This is a genomic window from Paenibacillus sp. H1-7 (assembly GCF_022354825.1).
Taxonomy (GTDB): domain Bacteria; phylum Bacillota; class Bacilli; order Paenibacillales; family NBRC-103111; genus Paenibacillus_S.
In genome coordinates this window covers 2,110,685-2,125,979 of sequence record NZ_CP031168.1, presented here as the reverse complement: position 1 = coordinate 2,125,979, position 15,295 = coordinate 2,110,685, and the positions used below count along the sequence as shown (strand labels likewise).

Here is a 15,295-nt window from a genome sequence, read left to right as displayed (position 1 = left end):
GCCGGAAGGAGATACTCCACCGGGATACCTTGCATCACTTCCAGCGATATAGGCTTCCCGACAAGCCAAAAGCCACCTTCGAAGGTGGCTTTTTTCTCACTCCGCTATAACATTTTCTGCATCAAAATAACGTCCAGCATCCGGTCGAACTTAAATCCGACTTCGCGCATGACGCCGATATAGTCGAAGCCGAATTCCCGGTGAATATAGATACTGCTGTCGTTGCCTTCCGTAATACGCGATAAAACGGTATGAAGTCCCGCTTCTTTGCCAGCTTTTAAGACTTGATCCATCAGCTTCTTGCCTATGCCCTGCCCGCGGAAATCATGATGGATGTACAAGGACAATTCCGAGGTCCGCTCGTAAGCAAGACGGTCGGAGTAAGGATTCAAGGAAGCCCAGCCTACCACGATTCCCCCCAGCTCCGCTACGAGGACGGGATAACGGGTTCCGTGCAGCTGAAACCATTGCTGCTGCTGCTCCAAAGTACGCGGCACCGTATCGAAGGTCGCGACGGTATGCAGAACGGCCTCGTTGTAGATTGCTAGAATGGCATGGATGTCTGCTTCCACTGCCGTACGAATAATCATTGCCTATTCACACTGCCTTTCCACAAATGAAAAACCATCTGGTATCGTAGGATATCAGATGGCTGTTATATTTAGAGGTTGGTGCGGTCAAGAGGACTCGAACCTCCACGGGGGGTTAGCCCACACGGACCTGAACCGTGCGCGTCTGCCAATTCCGCCATGACCGCATATATTGTGTCTCTTCAGCTTTGTGAAGCGGACAAGAAGTATCATATCACCGGATGGACATGCCTGTCAAATCATTTTTTCCTATGTCATCCATTCATACACAACCCAGGCGATGACGCCCCAAATTGGAAGCGTAAACAAAATGCCGTACATCGTTCCTTTCAATGCAGAACCTTCCGTGGACATCCTAATTACCTCCCCGATTCATATTTCGCAAAGTAAACAAATACCGGATTACAGTATATGCGAAAACCGTTCGAGCTATGACATTTTTTTGACCTATCATGTTTCTGTGCTGCGTCCATATACATAGGGCAAGGAGGGATCGGGATGATTCTGCTTCAGTTGGCTATCGGCGTATTGGCTGCCTTGATCTTGTGGGGCTTTATTAAACTGACATTTCAACTCATGCTGTGGTTCATAGGAATCGTTGTGGTAGTGAGCTTCTTGATTCCCGGCGCGCTGCTGTTCCTAAGCGGACTCATGTTCATCTCAATCGGAATGCTCGCTACGCTAGGAGTCTTGTACATCATCGGCGCGTTCAGGCATTGACTCATCCATCAGCACCGCACTACCCTTCCCTGTATGCTTGCAAGGCGCGCAGAGACCATTCTCGCAATGCTGGCACATCCGCTTGAACGGGCGTATCGAACAAATGGGTTGCAGGCAATTCCGGGTCTGCACTTAGTCTAATGATTTCGCCGCGGACCCCGCCTTCTCCTTCCTTCTCCAGCTTCAATGCATAAAATTGATCCAATATAACCACTTGCTCGTCTTCCACGTAAAATGGTCCTCCTTTTTCCTCATGCAGTCCAAAGCATGTCCATCCTAGTTTCCCAAAATCCGACTCGATTATACAATCGCTGCCCGCACGGGATAAAAATCGCCACACAAGAAACCCTATGGTTCGGGAGGTGATTACGATGTCAGGCAGAAATAACAAACCGGATAACAACGGCCCTGCAAGCTCCCCGTCCCGTCTCGATCAATTCGGGGACAAGCTCGCGGAAACGACGTCCGCCAAACCGATGAAAGGCTCTTCTTGCGACAACGAAGCGAACCGATCTTAAGCAAGTTAAAACCGGAAACGATCCGGCGCCTTTATGCAATCAAGGTGTCCGGCCGTACTCCGGTTTTTTCTTTTGACTATTTTTATCACCAACGCTCCATTCGCGTCTTATAATAAACTAAACGTGATTTTGCGAAGGGACTGGGCGATGGCATATGGGAAAATGCAAGGATCCGGACGATATTAAGCGGGACATTACATTCATCGTATACAGCGTTATTGTAATATCGTTTTTGTTGGGACTCGGACGTGCAGATGGGATTGAGGCAGAAGCCGAGACGCCTTCGGTGCTTATTGAATAACCCGGTTGGAGGGTGACTGCCGTGGCAGGTCAAAACAATAGAGGAAAAAACGGAAACGGCAGCAAAAAAAACAACGGCTTCAATCAAAAAGATATCGAGAAAAAGCTGGCATCCTTCGGCAAGCTGACACCTCAACAAATTATAGTGATTGCGGGACTGCTTACCAACGCTTTAAGCGTAGATTCCGTTCTGATCGACAAGGATCAGGAAATCGAAATCGTTCTGGTAGGCTCTCTCCGCCGCAAGACCAAGCTGGACCGCCTGGTGGACGAAGTGAGCCAAATGAACGTCGGCGATCTGATCGAATCATTGATTCGAAGATAATACCCATTGCTCATACCGTACTATGGAGCTTTTGACGGACTCGTACACCGTTCTGCCCACAAAATAGCCAAGCTGTGTAGCGGTTCCGGCATATCGGAACGGAGGCCCCTCCTGCGTAGAGGCTATAATGACCGCGTCCGTCGTTGTACCGGTTGCATGCTTATCAATATCCTCCATGCGGATCCCGGCATCCTGCAATGCTGCCGTCTTCGCTTCCGTCGCCGTTATGACGGCGTTAACCATCGCGGCATCCGTCAGCTGTCCATCGATGACGGTAATGATATTGATCGTCCCGGGAAACAGCTCCTCGGGCCTTTGCTCTTGTCCGGCACGCGCTCTATTGCTTAGCCCTGCCGTTGCCCATGTACATACTTTGAGCCCCGTATGCAGCGACAGCTCCGTATAGCCGCGGTCCTTCACCCGGGCTGCGGTTAGCAAAGCTGCAGTCCCTTCTGCCTTAAGGCCTTTTAAACGCATGAAATCGTTCATTTCAGCCATTGGATCGTCGCAGGAGTAGGAACGGTCCACCTGCCGGTTCATGAGTCGGTAGTGCCGCCCGAAGCCTTCTCCCCACATCGAAGAGTTCAGCGTCTTCAGCCCTCGTTCGCTTTCAATAATATAGAAGCTGTTGACCCCGTCCTCGAAGTCAAGAAGTCGGATCCCTGGAATAAGGGAAGCTTGGATGGCGTCGCTATGAGCAAGAGTCATTCTAGAGCACCAATCCAATCCGTATTGCGCTCCTCGGTAAACGGCTGATAGTGATATCTCCGATCGAGCTTAACGATTCTCCGGTTCTGCTTGCGGATCATGACGGTCGTATCGTCCCATGCGACGACAATTCCTTTCACATCGTTAACGGGATCGGCATCCCTCACCACCCGAAGCTTTGTGCCGTCAATCCGGTACTGATCCAATTGTTCCTCGCTAATCATATATACCCTCCTTTGCTCCTGAGCGGAGCAAGACAATGCTTTCATTTATTGTGCAGCTAAGAATAGAATACACCAATCACGGTATACAATAAACAGAACGGAACTGTCGGAACAAGACTATGCTCTTTCCGACGGCATCTCCATTCCAGGACAAGCTTTCCGAAAGGAGTCATGTTACCGATATGGATAAAAAAACGTACTATGTTGCCGTAGCGTCCGGTGAAATTCTCGAGCCTGAGGATATGAACGGCAATTTCGAGTTTGAAATATTGGCCAACGAAGAAGATATCGATCAGCTTCAGGAGCTGTTCGAGGAGCAGGCCGAGGCACACGATGATACGGCGGCAAGAGCGATGATTCCTATCCGGGAGTATCATAACGACAAAGAAAACGACGCAGCCGACTACTGGCTGAGAGAGATCTACCGCAAGCTGCATGCACTCGGTACACCGGAAACGAAGCAGCATATCGAGAGCATGAACATTCTGAATTAGCAGCAAGCGCAGGCAAAGCGCAGAAAAGCAAAAAAACCTACTGCCGTATAGGCTCGTAGGTTTTTTTACATCTATGGATCAACCGCCGATTAACAATGTCCGCTCGATCTCGGTCAGCTTACATGCTCCTTTGAGTCATTGGTCTCGAACCAATAATCCAGTACTTTGCTGGACATGACTCTCTTGTTGATATACTCAACCTGCTGCTGCGAGAACTGCGGCTGCCATTCAACTCCGAGCTCCTCGCTCAATTTGACAATGGTAAGCAGCTCAGACCAAGCTACGTACCTTTTGTACCAAAAAAATTGAGGATGTTCAATCATATAGGGATACAGGTCATCAAACTCTGTATGTTTACAATCGAGGGCACGTTCGAAGTGAATTTTAGCTTCGTTCAACTTGGTAACAAAAAAATCCGCCGGTATTTCATTCCCCATAGCAATGCCTCCTCTCTTTTGCTTGAATCCATTATAAAGGAAAATCATTGTAGTGGGAAGGCTTAATACCTTGAAAATAATTCTTGCCGGGCCCTTACTCGAACTCGATGCGCCCGTTCGCAAGCGACGAGATCTTGGCCAGCGATTCGACCCGGACACCCGACTCCCGGATGGTGCGGCCGCCTGCCTGGAACGACTTTTCCACTGCGATCCCCACTCCGACCAGCTCCGCCCCGGAACGGCGGATAATGCGGATAAGCCCTCTGGCTGCATCCCCGTTGGCGATAAAATCGTCGATCAGCACGATGCGGTCGTTCTCGCCCAGCCACTCACGGGATACCATGATATCGGTCACGAAGCCTTTCGTGAAAGAAGGCACTCTCTCGCAGTACACTTCCGTGTTATCGGAGTTCAACGACTTTTTGCGTCGGGCGAACACCATCGGCACATTCAGCTCTTGCGCGGCCGCGAAGGCGATAGGGATACCCGAGGACTCGATCGTCAGCACCTTGGTCACACCGTCCTCACGGAACAAGCGGGCAAACTCCTTGCCCATGGCTGTGGTCAGTGCTGGGTCGACCGCATGGTTCAAAATTGCGTCAAGCTTAATAATATCGTCAGAGATGACTACTCCTACTTCTCTAATTCTTTGTTTTAACAATTCCATTCCTAATTCCTCCCGAAAAACCTTTTCCGTTAACTTATCACATGGCGATTCTGGGTTTCAAGTACTAACTTTATAATCTTTTCTAAAGTTTGTGCAACTTTTCATTTCGTTACAACGTCTATCAAGTACAGAGAGCAAGAAACAATGACCTTCGCCATGAAAATGGATTACTGAAAATAAGAAACGATCGTTTTCATAAAATTGTCCTCATTTTTGTTAAAAAATGCTCTTTGTAGATTCAAAACGGACAGAGTATGATTAATAAGGCTATAAGCGAGCGCTCCATGAGGCATGTCTCCATGTTTTCATAGATAACAGGAAAGGAAGTCAGAGATGCTGAAATCAACTACATACGTCGCAAGTTGGCTCGTTCCTTTCATCCTCATTATGCTGATTACCGGATGTAATAATACGCCTAAAGCGCAGCAGCCGTCTACGCCTTCCGATTCCGCAGCCAAACCGCCTGTCGCAGCTTCGTCCGATCAAGTCAACAAGACTGTACCGGAAACAGCTGATCCGGAACCGACGCCGCAGGCAACTGCGAATCCGAACGACAAGGTTTCATTGGCCAGTGTCGATTCAGCGCACAAGCCAGAGGAAGAAACGGAACCTGTCAAGCCGACCCATACGAAACCGAAAATCGACATCCAGGATCCCTACAATCAGGCCAAGCCGACTCTGCTCGGACTGACTTTGAAATCTGCACCGGATGCAGTGACAGGGAAATACGGCAAGCCGAAAGAGCAATTCCAGATGGACGACGAAACCGACCCGATCACAGTGTATGACTATACGGATTTTCTGGTAGGCTTCAACAAGCAAAATCAGCTTCAGTTCATCGACATCCGCAGCAGCGACATCAATCCGGGCTTAAACGGACTGAAGCTGGGTCAATCAACAGCCGCCGTCTTCAAAGCGCTGGGCAAGCCGGATACGAACACAAGCTACGTTATGACGTACAAATCGAAAGGCGCCATACTAAAGCTTGATATCGATCCGAAGACCGACAAGGTCAACTCGATCAAGCTGTTTGCGGAATAAGAAGGCCCACTTGCGACAAAAGAAAAAGCCTTGGCAGGAAGTTCATCTCCCTTGCCTAGGCTTTTTTTGCGCAGGATGCGGGTCAGCTTGTTGTTTTTTGCCGGGACGCCCCGCGCTTGCGGTACCTCATATAAATAAGAATCCCTATAGCGGCGAGAACGATGATAACGGCAACGCTTATGCCCATATAGTGATGCACCAGATTCATGATCTTCGGTGCGTTGGTGCCGATGAAATGCCCTAATGTCAGAAACGAAGCGCACCATATAAGTGCTCCGGTGCCTGCATACAACAAGTATTTCCAGAACGTGACCGCGCTTACCCCCGCTAAGTAACAGGTAAAGTGTCGGACGCCTGGTACGTAATATCCGAACGCAACGGTCCAAAGGCCGTATTTCTTGAACCACCCTTCTGCCAAATCGAGCCGCTGCGGAGTCAGCTTGACCCATTTGCCGTAACGGTACAAGAACGGCTTCCCTACCGTTTTCCCCAACATATAGCTGACGATCATTCCTGTCATCGTCCCCGCATAGCTGACCACAAAAGACATGCCCAGCGTGAGAGGTCCTCCATTCGTAGTCAATGAGCCGACGGTTGTCATCAAGATCTCATCCGGCACCGGAATTCCGACAATCCCTACAGCCAACAAGCCGAACAGGGCGATATATCCGTAATTTTCAATCAGCAGCAAAATATCATCCAGCACACAGACACGCTCCTGCAAATGATTATATAAACAATAGTAAGGATGAATAGGCCTCTCTTATTCTAACAGAATCCGAACGTTTCCCCAAGTTGGAGGCATGTATACACCCTTAAACTCATACCTTGTACTATATGGAACAAGCTGTGCGAAAGGTGGACCTGGGATGTTGAGAAAGTTCGGCAGCATTATGCAAGTAAGCTTCACCTATGTCGGCACCGTCGTCGGCGCCGGCTTTGCAACCGGCCAGGAGATACTGACATTTTTCACCCGGTACGGCTGGCTTGCTACACTAACTATAGGAATCGCCAGCGCGCTTTTTGTATGGCTTGGTATTAAGTTAATGTTTCTCGCCCATGAAGTCAAGGCACAGTCCTATGAAGACTTAAACAAAGTGCTCTTCGGGGAACGGATTGGCGAATGGATTAGCCTGTTTACGCTCGTCACCTTATTCGGGGTTACTACGGTAATGCTGGCCGGTGCAGGGTCCGTGTTCAAGGAGCAGTTCCATCTTCCTTACCAATTGGGCCTGATGGTCACACTGCTGCTTGCCTATGCCGTACTGAACAAAGGAATGAAGGCCATCGTAGCCGTCAACTCGATCGTCGTGCCGATGATGCTGTGCTTCAGCTCCATTATCGTCTGGTATTCGTGGGACTTGCCCGGCTCGGGCAATTGGCTTCATTTGACTTCCGATTATCCTCTGGAACGGATCTGGTTCGCGCCGTTTCTATATGCCGCCTTCAATCTGTCGATGGCGCAGGGAGTTCTTGTCCCGCTCGGCGCGCAAGTCCGCGATCGTTCCGTTCTCTTCTGGGGAGGAATATGGGGTGGAGTAGCCATCGGGATTATGCTGCTGGCCGGTCACTTCGCCTTGTCGGCTCATATGCCCGGCATTTCCCAATTCGACATTCCGATGGGACAACTCATTCAAAAGGTAGGGCCGGTCTTGCAGCTCTTGTTCCTATGCGTCATTTACGGTGAAATCTTCACAACGTTCATCGCCGACGTGTATGGCTTATCTCTGCAGCTGGAGCAGCGCACCAAGCTTCCCCGAACCTGGATTTTGTGGCTTGTCCTCACGCTCAGCTACCTCGTGAGCCTTCTTGGATTCAAGGCGCTGTTGACTACGCTATACCCGCTCTTCGGCCTGATCAGCATGGCCTGGATGATCATGATGATCATGCGCAGGGACCGCCCCCCGCGAACGAACCAGGGATAATACGACGGCAAGGCGCAATACCATGAACAGCATGCCGAGCAATGTAAATACAAACCCGCTCAACAGATAGCCGTAATGATACAAAGGGTAGCTATCGGCATCGCGTATGACGGCAACCACATCCGTCAACAAAAACAAGCTACCTATCATAAAGATACCGATTAATGCATAATCGAAGTAAGTCCATTGCAGGAGCATGGATGCGCCTCCCTGTCGGTCAGCGGATGCCTCCTGCTCCTTCCTGCTGCGCTGCTGCAATAAATACCAGACGAGCATGACGGCGGAGGCTGTGATAACCAAGCCTATGACACCGCCAAGGATCGCTAAAGTCAGTTTCAATATGGTCAACCCCTATCTTCTATTCATTCATTTAGTAGGGCTGAATGGACAGCTGGTACACAAGCCACAGCGACAAGGCAAACGCTATCAACGGGAATACGGTCAGGACCACCAGAAGCGCTTTATCGGGAATAAAGACCGCCTTTCTCCAAACATACCGGAAGCTCCAAACGAGCAAACGTTCTTTCGCCGAATGCCCTACAAGCTTCGCCGATTCATCGTTTGAAGCCTGTGCCTTGTCTTGCTGAAGCGCGATTTTCCTCCGCTTCCAGCCTACTTGATATGTAATTTCACGCTCCGTCCGCTGTTCGGGATCCATATTTGCGCCTCCGTTCGTAATACTATATACTATAGTATTTATATACTCCAAAAAAAGCAATGGGTTTATTGAGAGGAGGTTCCTGAATTGAATAAAGTTGCCGCCGTTACAGGGGGAGCGCAAGGAATCGGCAAAGCGGTATCGCTTGCATTTGCCAAGGCCGGCTATGAGGTTTCCATAGCCGATACGGACAAGGAAGCCGGACTGGAAATCGTTCAGGAAATCCGTCAAGCCGGCGGCAAATCCATGTTTATGTGTACAAACGTGGCTGAAGAGCAGGATGTATCCCGGTGGGTGCAGGTAACGCTAACCGAGCTCGGCCGTATCGATGTACTGGTGAACAATGCGGGGATAAGCCGCAACGGCTCCATGCTGAAGCTCCCCGTCGATAAGTTCGACGAGGTGCTCGGCGTCAACCTCCGCGGCGCCTTCCTCTGCTCGCAGCAGGCGGCCGCTGCGATGAAGCGCCAAGGCGGAGGCAGCATTGTGAACATTGCCTCCACCCGTGCTCTTATGTCGGAAGCGGATACCGAGGCCTATTCCGCTTCCAAAGGCGGGCTGCTCGCGCTTACTCACGCGATGGCCGTAAGCCTCGGCGGCTACGGCATCCGCGTGAACGCCGTCAGTCCCGGGTGGATCGAGACCCGGGACTGGCAGAAGGCGTCGCGCCGCGAGCAGCCCCGCCACAGCGAACTCGACCGGCTGCAGCACCCGGCCGGAAGAGTCGGAAGGCCCGAGGATATCGCCTCGGCCTGCCTGTATTTGTCCGGTGATCAGGCTGGCTTCATCACCGGGCAAAACCTCGTCATTGACGGCGGAATGACCGTCAAAATGATCTACGAGGAATGAGAAAGCCTCATTCGGAGTACTGCGGGAGATTGGCGACCTTACAGTTTTGCTTTAGCAAAACTCCCTTCGTAAGCCATGCAGGTTTTATCGCCAATAGGAAAGATCTTCAGTACGCACGCTATCGCATTACCGAAACTTAAACTTTCCTATATAATAACATATCAGCAAGGGAGCCCGTCATCATGTGGTTTGCATTTGCCGCCGCCTCAGCCGTTTGCTTCGGCTTGAGGGGCATTTTGTATCAATGGACGTCACAGCGGCCGATCGATCGCAATCTGCTGCTGTTAGGCGTCTATTTGTCCGGAACCGTCATCGCCGCCGCTATCAACATGATCGTAGGCCAGCCCTGGTCGGACGGCTGCTGGGTGGGCGTTCTGATGGGCTTGTTCTCTTTTATTTCGAACGCATCCATGTATCGGGGCTTTGCGGTGGGTAAAGCGTCTCTGATCGCCATGTTCACAGGCCTTCCGCCGGTCGTAGTCGTAATTCTCGCCTACTTCCTGTGGAACGAAAAGCTGAACACTTGGCAATTGCTGTCGTTCGTCGTCATTATTTTCGGTATTCTTATGATCCGTTACTCCAACGATATTTCCTTACGCAACCTGCAGGGCGCGCAATGGGGAGCGCTGACGATGGTTGCTTTCGGCATCACGGACTTATCCTCGAAGAAAGCGACGATGCTGGGAGCCGAGACGCTGCCTACCCTGTGTGCGATGTATGTTACTGGCACCCTGCTGTTCGGCCTGTCCTGGTATATCGGCAAGCGCAAGCAAGCGGCGACAGAAGCGTTGGTCGCAGCGGCTGCGGAACCGGGTGCTTCAACTGACCGCCCCGGCTCCAGCCCCGCCCTGCCGACAGGCATTCCCGCCGTCTGGGGCTTCAGCCGAACGCTGCTGTGGGGCATGGTCGTCGGTCTGACCAACATTTCAGGCATGATGCTCGTCATGCCCGCCTTCAGGCTCGGCGTAACAGGGCTCGTATCGGTCGTCATCGCGATGAACGTCGTCTTCGTTCTGCTCTATGCCCGCTTTGTGCTGAAGGAACGATTCAGCCGTCTAGAGGTTAGCGGCCTGACCTGCGCCTTGATAGGCATTATCATTCTTCGCCTGGCGGCATGAAGCTAGCCTGCTAAGGTTCACACAAAGCAAAAAACCGCGGAAAACGTCTTTTACGTTGTTCCGCGGTTTTTTGCTTTTTTAAGGATATATGATTGCTGTGAAACGACTTGCGGAATTACCGCCTCCAGCCCTGCTCTATTCTTCGTTCCGGTACGACCGGTACACGGTTTTTAGCTGCTGCACAACTCTCGACATCGAGTACGACTTTTGCGCCTTATCCCATGCAACACGACCCAGATTATGCCGATAGATCGGGTCGCTGATCACTTTCTCGAGCGCACTCGTCAGCGCAGAGACGTTCTCCGGCGGGACAAGCAGCCCATTATGTCCGTGATCAATCTGTTCGGCAATACCGCCGACATTCGTTCCCACCAACGCCAATCCGCACAATGCCGCTTCAGCGAATACGGAACCGAACGCCTCTGCCCGAGACGGCAGCACGAAGACATCGAAGAACGGCATGAAGTCTTCCGGATGAAGCATATACCCGTAAAAAATGATTTCCTCATAAATGTTCAGTTCAATCGCCATTTGCTCCAGCTCAGGACGTATCGGCCCGTCTCCGATCAAATGAAGCACGAACGGATGTCCCCGCTTCTTCAGCTCGGCACATGCCAGCAGGAGCGTATCCAGACCTTTGGCCGGAACGAGGCGGCATACGGTGATGAGCTGCGGAATTTTGTTCTCGTGGGGCACCGATCGGAAACGTTTCTCATCGAAGCCGTTCGGAATGACGCCTATCCGCTCAGGCTCCTGCACATACTCCGACAAATACTGCTTGAACGAGTTGGACACTGTAATAAGCTGATCAAGCCGCTCCTCCAGCTCCCGGTAAATCGAGGTCAGAAAGGCATGCTCCGTCCCGTTCTCCTTGATCTTCCCGTTGAGGATAAGCTCTCTCTCGTAGCTGGAATGGATCGTCATGATCACAGGAGTATCCGGGAACACCTGCTTCATGACAAGCCCCGCAATGGGGTGATGCGCGTGGATGAGATCATACTTCTTCGTCTGCCTCAGTTTGGTCCACCACACGTAATCCTTGTACGTCTGAATGTATTTATCCACAATAGGGTTGCCGGCATAGGCTTCCCAATCGAACGTTGAGAAGCGGACCGGCTCCGTGCCTTTGCTTCGTACCCGCTTCGGCAAGGAGAACAGCTCCATCTCCCATCCGCGTCTATTGAAACGTTCCAGCATAAAGGGAACCATCGAGGAAACTCCTCCCGGCTGCTCCGGGGGAAAAAATAAAGCTTGCAAAATATTCATGATAGCCCTCCGTAATCGATCCCGCTTATAAAACCAATCTAACTCTAGAAGTATGATGGATTAAGGATGCTCTCCGAACTATCCCTGATTACATCGTAACAGTATTCCAGAGCCACTACAAGGGTATGGACCGATAGAAAAACTTTATGAGAAGGGATGATTTTTGTCATAGAATAGAACAAATGTTTGTATCGAAATTAAATAGACGAAGCAAATAAAATCATTGAATATTCGCATTCGGATTCCATAATAAAAGCCCATCCCCCCAGTAATCAATGGTGGATGAGCCTTTTTTGTCAAGAATACAGTATTGAAAGCCAGCATCCTTTTCTCCGTCAAGAAACGGTGCAAAACTGTTCGATAATCTGCTTCTTCATCTCCTCGACCGGATAATGATCGGGGTATGTGGATATCATTAACATCGCTCCATGGAGGGTGGAAGAGAAATATAGCGATCGCAGCCGTGCATCCGCATTCCCAAGCTCTTTGAACATCCTGCACTGCACTTCGAATTGCTCGGCCATTGCTTCATTAAGCATTTGGCTGTACTTAGAGAGAAGCTGGTTTTCTTCCGGCTGCGTTTGCAGATGTAAATAAAAACGGTATACCTTATGGCGCTGCTTGACATTATCGAGCGCACCATCGACGATAAATTTCAGCTGTTCAATCGGAGTGCTGAGTGCGGAAGCCGTCTGCATCACTTCTTTGATCTCATCAATCCGGTTTTGTACCATTTCGGCAAGGAGATGCTCCTTCCCCTTATAATAATTGTACATCAAGCCTTTGGAGACGCCGGCCCTTTTCGCTACATCATCTATTGAAGCGTCATGATATCCCCGCTCGATAAAAATCTCCATTGCAGCCGTGCGGATATTGTCTTTGGCGGCTTGACGAATTCGATCATTTTCTTCCCTTGTTCGCGGCATTGTCGAGTTCTCCATACATAAAGTTCCGAATATGCTCGGTAAGCTCTTCTGCGTGAGTCAATGTGAGCATGTGATCCCCGCCTTCCATTTCGGCAAAATGAATCGCTGGCACACGTTGAAACTGTTCGGCGATCTTGAGCATGTCCGGCCATTCTATTGTACCACGAATAAACAGCGTGCTCACCGCTATGTCCTCCAAACGTTCGATCGCCGGCGGCTCGGGCCAACGGACTTCAAAGCTCTTCCACTCGGTAAACACTCTCGTCATATAGTGTACGGCCATTTCACGAAGGAACTCCCTATGCGGTCCGGCCATCGTAGCGCGATAATTCGGCCCCGACAAGGACAATTCAACCAATTTATCGATGTCGGGGGCAGCGGCATTTACGGATGCCATCCATTCGGTAAACTCCTGGGAAAACACGAACCCGGTTAACGAAGGGGCTATCACGACAAGCCGCTCAACCATTGAGGGGTACGTTAGCGTAAAATCCGTCGCCGCCTGCCCGCCCATTGAATGGCCGACCAAAGTGACCCGCTCCAGCCTTAGATGTTGGAGCAGATCCCGCAAGTCCTCCACCAAGCTGGTTGGCGTTTGCGGTGCCGGCGAACGTCCCGTCCCTCGGCCGTCATACGTAATCACCTTGCAGGATTGTGCCAACAACGGTGCGGCATACTTCCATTCCCTCGAATCGACGCCAGGACTATGCAGCAGTACGACAGGCGAGCCTTCTCCTTGAATTTCGTAATATAGATCCATCCTATTTCCGCCTCCCCAAAAAAAGAAAATGAATGCTTTCGAGAAATATTATATTTTATGACTGAACGTACAGTCAATATAAAAATGGAGTTCTTCACGAAAGTTTCCGTTACTTATTCGACGACCCCGAACGTATTCAAAAGAAACCACAAAAAATATGCAAAATACAACGAACCAATTCCCCCTGCAAAAATAGCAACAACAGAAATAACGCAAACGATGTTTCGCTTGGTTCCTTTCGGAAGCGAAGACAATGCAGCAACGGCACACCCGACTCCGGCGACAAAGACAATTATAGATATGACCAGGAAAGGCACGGCCATCCTCGACATGAAATAAAAATAATCCATTCCTCTACCCCCACTCCTTGTGAACAAGTTAGCTATGATAGACTGTTTATCGGCAAGCGCACAGAAATCTTTGATTTGACATGAAATGTAAAACCGCTCTTCATATCTAACTCTGCATTACCGATAAAATGAAAAAAGAAGGCACCTCAAAAACAGAAATTACTTTAGCTGCATTCTCTGCCGATTCTATTAGATTTATAACAAATGTGAACGGCAGTTTGCTATAATATACCTATATTCCGGTTGATTGCGGGGGCTCTATTCCTAGATGAACGATCTTACTTTTTCCGACCTATGGCTCGGTACATTGGGTACCATCATCAGCTATACGATGATTATTTCGATTTTACTTGTTACGCTGCTCGCATCGGTCAGGCTGCTCCTAAGCCGGCGCAAAATCGGGTATTTTTCGCTTATGCTGTCATTAATTATTTTGATCATACAATACGCCCAATTGATAGCGTTCGAGTTTACAGAGACACAGAGCGACACGTCAACATTCATCGCGCTCCTGCTGAAGGTCGTATCGTTCCTGCTCGTGAACACCGGAATTTATCAGCTGTACAATCCGACCAAGTGGAAGGACACGATCGTATTTATTGTTTGTTCGGCGGCAACAGTGTTCGTAGCCGTATCCTATTGGTATATACCGGTATGGCTTCAAGGCAGCGGAGACCAAGTGCTGTTGATGCAGCCGCTCGGGATGGAGCTGTTCTTATTTCTGCTTATTTTCGTCAGCTTCATCTTAATCAACCCCAGAATCGGACAAAACGGCAAATATCAGCTCATGCTGACGCTGTACTTTTGCTCCCATATGATTCATATGGCCAATATGTATTTGTTCGGCAGCAGCCAAATCGTGCTGACCAAATTCGAGCAGCTCATTCCGATGGCGTTTCATCTCGTTTTGTTTTTGTTCATATTTGAGCGGATCATCGAGATCATGCAGGCGATATACAACTCTTCGATCACGGATGGGTTGACCAAGCTGTACAACCGCAAATATTTTTACAACCGGGTTTCTCAACACATTGCCCAACAATTGAAAGTGTCCGTTATCTTCAGCGATATCGATAATTTCAAGAAGCTTAATGATACGAAAGGCCATCATATGGGAGACTTGGTGCTGAAGCAGGTAGCGCAAATCGTCAAGGAGGAAGCGGAGCCTATCGGAGTATGCGGCCGCTACGGCGGCGAGGAGATGGTTGTGCTGGTGACGGATACCGAGGTCGATACGGCGGAGCTTGCTGAGCGGATACGGGCAAGAGTAGAAGCCGAAACGATCGTGACGGTGAGCATGGGCTTCAGTCATTTCCGTAAAAATATTACTGCCGACGAGCTGATCAAGCAGGCGGACGAAGCCATGTACAAGGCAAAGACCAGCGGCAAAAACAAAGTTGTCGCATTCAGCTAAAGCTT

23 protein-coding genes and 1 tRNA gene are annotated in these 15,295 nt (G+C 50.1%); 11 read left to right on the top strand and 13 right to left on the bottom strand.

Annotation, left to right across the window (positions count from 1 at the left end):
* Positions 1-104: 104 nt before the first annotated feature.
* Together DVH26_RS09760 and DVH26_RS09755 are read right to left on the bottom strand one after the other, a co-directional pair.
* Positions 105-590, bottom strand: coding sequence for a GNAT family N-acetyltransferase (locus DVH26_RS09760; RefSeq protein ID WP_239633500.1), 486 nt, complete (start codon positions 588-590; stop codon positions 105-107).
* Positions 591-669: 79 nt separating this feature from the next.
* A tRNA-Leu gene (locus DVH26_RS09755) sits at positions 670-757 on the bottom strand.
* 331 nt (positions 758-1,088) lie between these two features.
* Here DVH26_RS09755 and DVH26_RS09750 point away from each other — a divergent pair.
* Positions 1,089-1,310: a hypothetical protein gene (locus DVH26_RS09750; RefSeq protein ID WP_239633499.1), complete on the top strand. Its 222-nt coding sequence runs from the start codon at positions 1,089-1,091 to the stop codon at positions 1,308-1,310.
* Positions 1,311-1,329: 19 nt separating this feature from the next.
* On the opposite strand, the gene DVH26_RS09745 is transcribed toward DVH26_RS09750, so the two are convergent.
* On the bottom strand, positions 1,330-1,539 hold the full coding sequence (locus DVH26_RS09745; RefSeq protein ID WP_239633498.1) for a hypothetical protein: 210 nt from the start codon (positions 1,537-1,539) through the stop codon (positions 1,330-1,332).
* Positions 1,540-1,681: 142 nt separating this feature from the next.
* Here DVH26_RS09745 and DVH26_RS09740 point away from each other — a divergent pair, with 142 nt between their 5' ends.
* The 3 genes from DVH26_RS09740 to DVH26_RS09730 all read left to right on the top strand — a co-directional run bounded on the left by DVH26_RS09740 (position 1,682) and on the right by DVH26_RS09730 (position 2,453).
* Positions 1,682-1,828 (top strand): hypothetical protein, encoded by a 147-nt coding sequence (locus tag DVH26_RS09740; protein ID WP_239633497.1) that lies wholly within the window; start codon positions 1,682-1,684, stop codon positions 1,826-1,828.
* Between the two features lie 154 nt (positions 1,829-1,982).
* The gene (locus DVH26_RS09735; RefSeq protein WP_239633496.1) at positions 1,983-2,129 is read left to right on the top strand and encodes a hypothetical protein; all 147 of its coding nucleotides are present in this window, start codon (positions 1,983-1,985) and stop codon (positions 2,127-2,129) included.
* 21 nt (positions 2,130-2,150) lie between these two features.
* Positions 2,151-2,453: a hypothetical protein gene (locus tag DVH26_RS09730; protein WP_239633495.1), complete on the top strand. Its 303-nt coding sequence runs from the start codon at positions 2,151-2,153 to the stop codon at positions 2,451-2,453.
* Here DVH26_RS09730 and DVH26_RS09725 read toward each other — a convergent pair.
* Positions 2,436-3,161 carry an adenosylcobinamide amidohydrolase gene (locus tag DVH26_RS09725; protein ID WP_239633494.1) on the bottom strand — a complete coding sequence of 242 codons (726 nt, stop codon included), beginning with the start codon at positions 3,159-3,161 and terminating at the stop codon, positions 2,436-2,438. The two genes, DVH26_RS09730 and DVH26_RS09725, sit on opposite strands and share 18 nt — an antisense overlap.
* Positions 3,158-3,385, bottom strand: a complete 228-nt coding sequence (locus DVH26_RS09720) for a hypothetical protein (RefSeq protein ID WP_239633493.1) — start codon at positions 3,383-3,385, stop codon at positions 3,158-3,160. Before DVH26_RS09720 ends, DVH26_RS09725 begins: the two co-directional genes overlap by 4 nt.
* Before the next feature lie 182 nt (positions 3,386-3,567).
* Between DVH26_RS09720 and DVH26_RS09715 the strand changes: the two genes are divergently transcribed.
* Positions 3,568-3,879, top strand: coding sequence for a hypothetical protein (locus DVH26_RS09715; RefSeq protein ID WP_239633492.1), 312 nt, complete (start codon positions 3,568-3,570; stop codon positions 3,877-3,879).
* A gap of 113 nt (positions 3,880-3,992) precedes the next feature.
* Here DVH26_RS09715 and DVH26_RS09710 read toward each other — a convergent pair whose 3' ends face one another.
* Both DVH26_RS09710 and DVH26_RS09705 read right to left on the bottom strand, forming a co-directional pair.
* Positions 3,993-4,316 carry a hypothetical protein gene (locus DVH26_RS09710; RefSeq protein WP_239633491.1) on the bottom strand — a complete coding sequence of 108 codons (324 nt, stop codon included), beginning with the start codon at positions 4,314-4,316 and terminating at the stop codon, positions 3,993-3,995.
* A gap of 94 nt (positions 4,317-4,410) precedes the next feature.
* Positions 4,411-4,983, bottom strand: a complete 573-nt coding sequence (locus DVH26_RS09705; protein WP_239633490.1) for a xanthine phosphoribosyltransferase — start codon at positions 4,981-4,983, stop codon at positions 4,411-4,413.
* Positions 4,984-5,316: 333 nt separating this feature from the next.
* On the opposite strand from DVH26_RS09705, the gene DVH26_RS09700 reads away from it, so the two are divergent.
* Positions 5,317-6,024: a DUF4309 domain-containing protein gene (locus DVH26_RS09700; RefSeq protein ID WP_239633489.1), complete on the top strand. Its 708-nt coding sequence runs from the start codon at positions 5,317-5,319 to the stop codon at positions 6,022-6,024.
* A gap of 82 nt (positions 6,025-6,106) precedes the next feature.
* On the opposite strand, the gene DVH26_RS09695 is transcribed toward DVH26_RS09700, so the two are convergent.
* Positions 6,107-6,727 (bottom strand): DedA family protein, encoded by a 621-nt coding sequence (locus DVH26_RS09695; RefSeq protein WP_239635330.1) that lies wholly within the window; start codon positions 6,725-6,727, stop codon positions 6,107-6,109.
* Between the two features lie 169 nt (positions 6,728-6,896).
* Here DVH26_RS09695 and DVH26_RS09690 point away from each other — a divergent pair, with 169 nt between their 5' ends.
* Entirely contained in the window at positions 6,897-7,949 is a 1,053-nt protein-coding gene (locus tag DVH26_RS09690; protein WP_239635329.1) for a YkvI family membrane protein, read from the top strand.
* On the opposite strand, the gene DVH26_RS09685 is transcribed toward DVH26_RS09690, so the two are convergent.
* Both DVH26_RS09685 and DVH26_RS09680 read right to left on the bottom strand, forming a co-directional pair.
* Complete coding sequence (locus tag DVH26_RS09685) at positions 7,860-8,288, bottom strand: hypothetical protein (protein ID WP_239633488.1); 429 nt, start codon at positions 8,286-8,288, stop codon at positions 7,860-7,862. The two genes, DVH26_RS09690 and DVH26_RS09685, sit on opposite strands and share 90 nt — an antisense overlap.
* 31 nt (positions 8,289-8,319) lie before the next feature.
* Positions 8,320-8,607 carry a hypothetical protein gene (locus DVH26_RS09680; protein WP_239633487.1) on the bottom strand — a complete coding sequence of 96 codons (288 nt, stop codon included), beginning with the start codon at positions 8,605-8,607 and terminating at the stop codon, positions 8,320-8,322.
* 87 nt (positions 8,608-8,694) lie between these two features.
* On the opposite strand from DVH26_RS09680, the gene DVH26_RS09675 reads away from it, so the two are divergent.
* Positions 8,695-9,456, top strand: a complete 762-nt coding sequence (locus tag DVH26_RS09675) for a glucose 1-dehydrogenase (protein ID WP_239633486.1) — start codon at positions 8,695-8,697, stop codon at positions 9,454-9,456.
* A 182-nt stretch (positions 9,457-9,638) separates the two neighbouring features.
* Positions 9,639-10,574: a DMT family transporter gene (locus DVH26_RS09670; protein ID WP_239633485.1), complete on the top strand. Its 936-nt coding sequence runs from the start codon at positions 9,639-9,641 to the stop codon at positions 10,572-10,574.
* A gap of 135 nt (positions 10,575-10,709) precedes the next feature.
* Here the strand turns inward: DVH26_RS09670 and DVH26_RS09665 are convergent, their stop codons facing one another.
* From DVH26_RS09665 to DVH26_RS09655, 3 genes are all read right to left on the bottom strand, one after another.
* A complete protein-coding gene (locus DVH26_RS09665; protein WP_239633484.1) occupies positions 10,710-11,840 on the bottom strand; it encodes a glycosyltransferase family 4 protein in 1,131 nt (376 codons plus the stop codon).
* 335 nt (positions 11,841-12,175) lie between these two features.
* The gene (locus DVH26_RS09660) at positions 12,176-12,766 is read right to left on the bottom strand and encodes a TetR/AcrR family transcriptional regulator (RefSeq protein ID WP_239633483.1); all 591 of its coding nucleotides are present in this window, start codon (positions 12,764-12,766) and stop codon (positions 12,176-12,178) included.
* On the bottom strand, positions 12,741-13,526 hold the full coding sequence (locus DVH26_RS09655; RefSeq protein ID WP_239633482.1) for an alpha/beta fold hydrolase: 786 nt from the start codon (positions 13,524-13,526) through the stop codon (positions 12,741-12,743). Before DVH26_RS09655 ends, DVH26_RS09660 begins: the two co-directional genes overlap by 26 nt.
* Before the next feature lie 57 nt (positions 13,527-13,583).
* Here DVH26_RS09655 and DVH26_RS09650 point away from each other — a divergent pair, with 57 nt between their 5' ends.
* Together DVH26_RS09650 and DVH26_RS09645 are read left to right on the top strand one after the other, a co-directional pair.
* The gene (locus DVH26_RS09650; protein WP_239633481.1) at positions 13,584-13,865 is read left to right on the top strand and encodes a hypothetical protein; all 282 of its coding nucleotides are present in this window, start codon (positions 13,584-13,586) and stop codon (positions 13,863-13,865) included.
* Between the two features lie 279 nt (positions 13,866-14,144).
* Positions 14,145-15,290, top strand: coding sequence for a GGDEF domain-containing protein (locus DVH26_RS09645; RefSeq protein WP_239633480.1), 1,146 nt, complete (start codon positions 14,145-14,147; stop codon positions 15,288-15,290).
* Positions 15,291-15,295 lie beyond the last annotated feature (5 nt).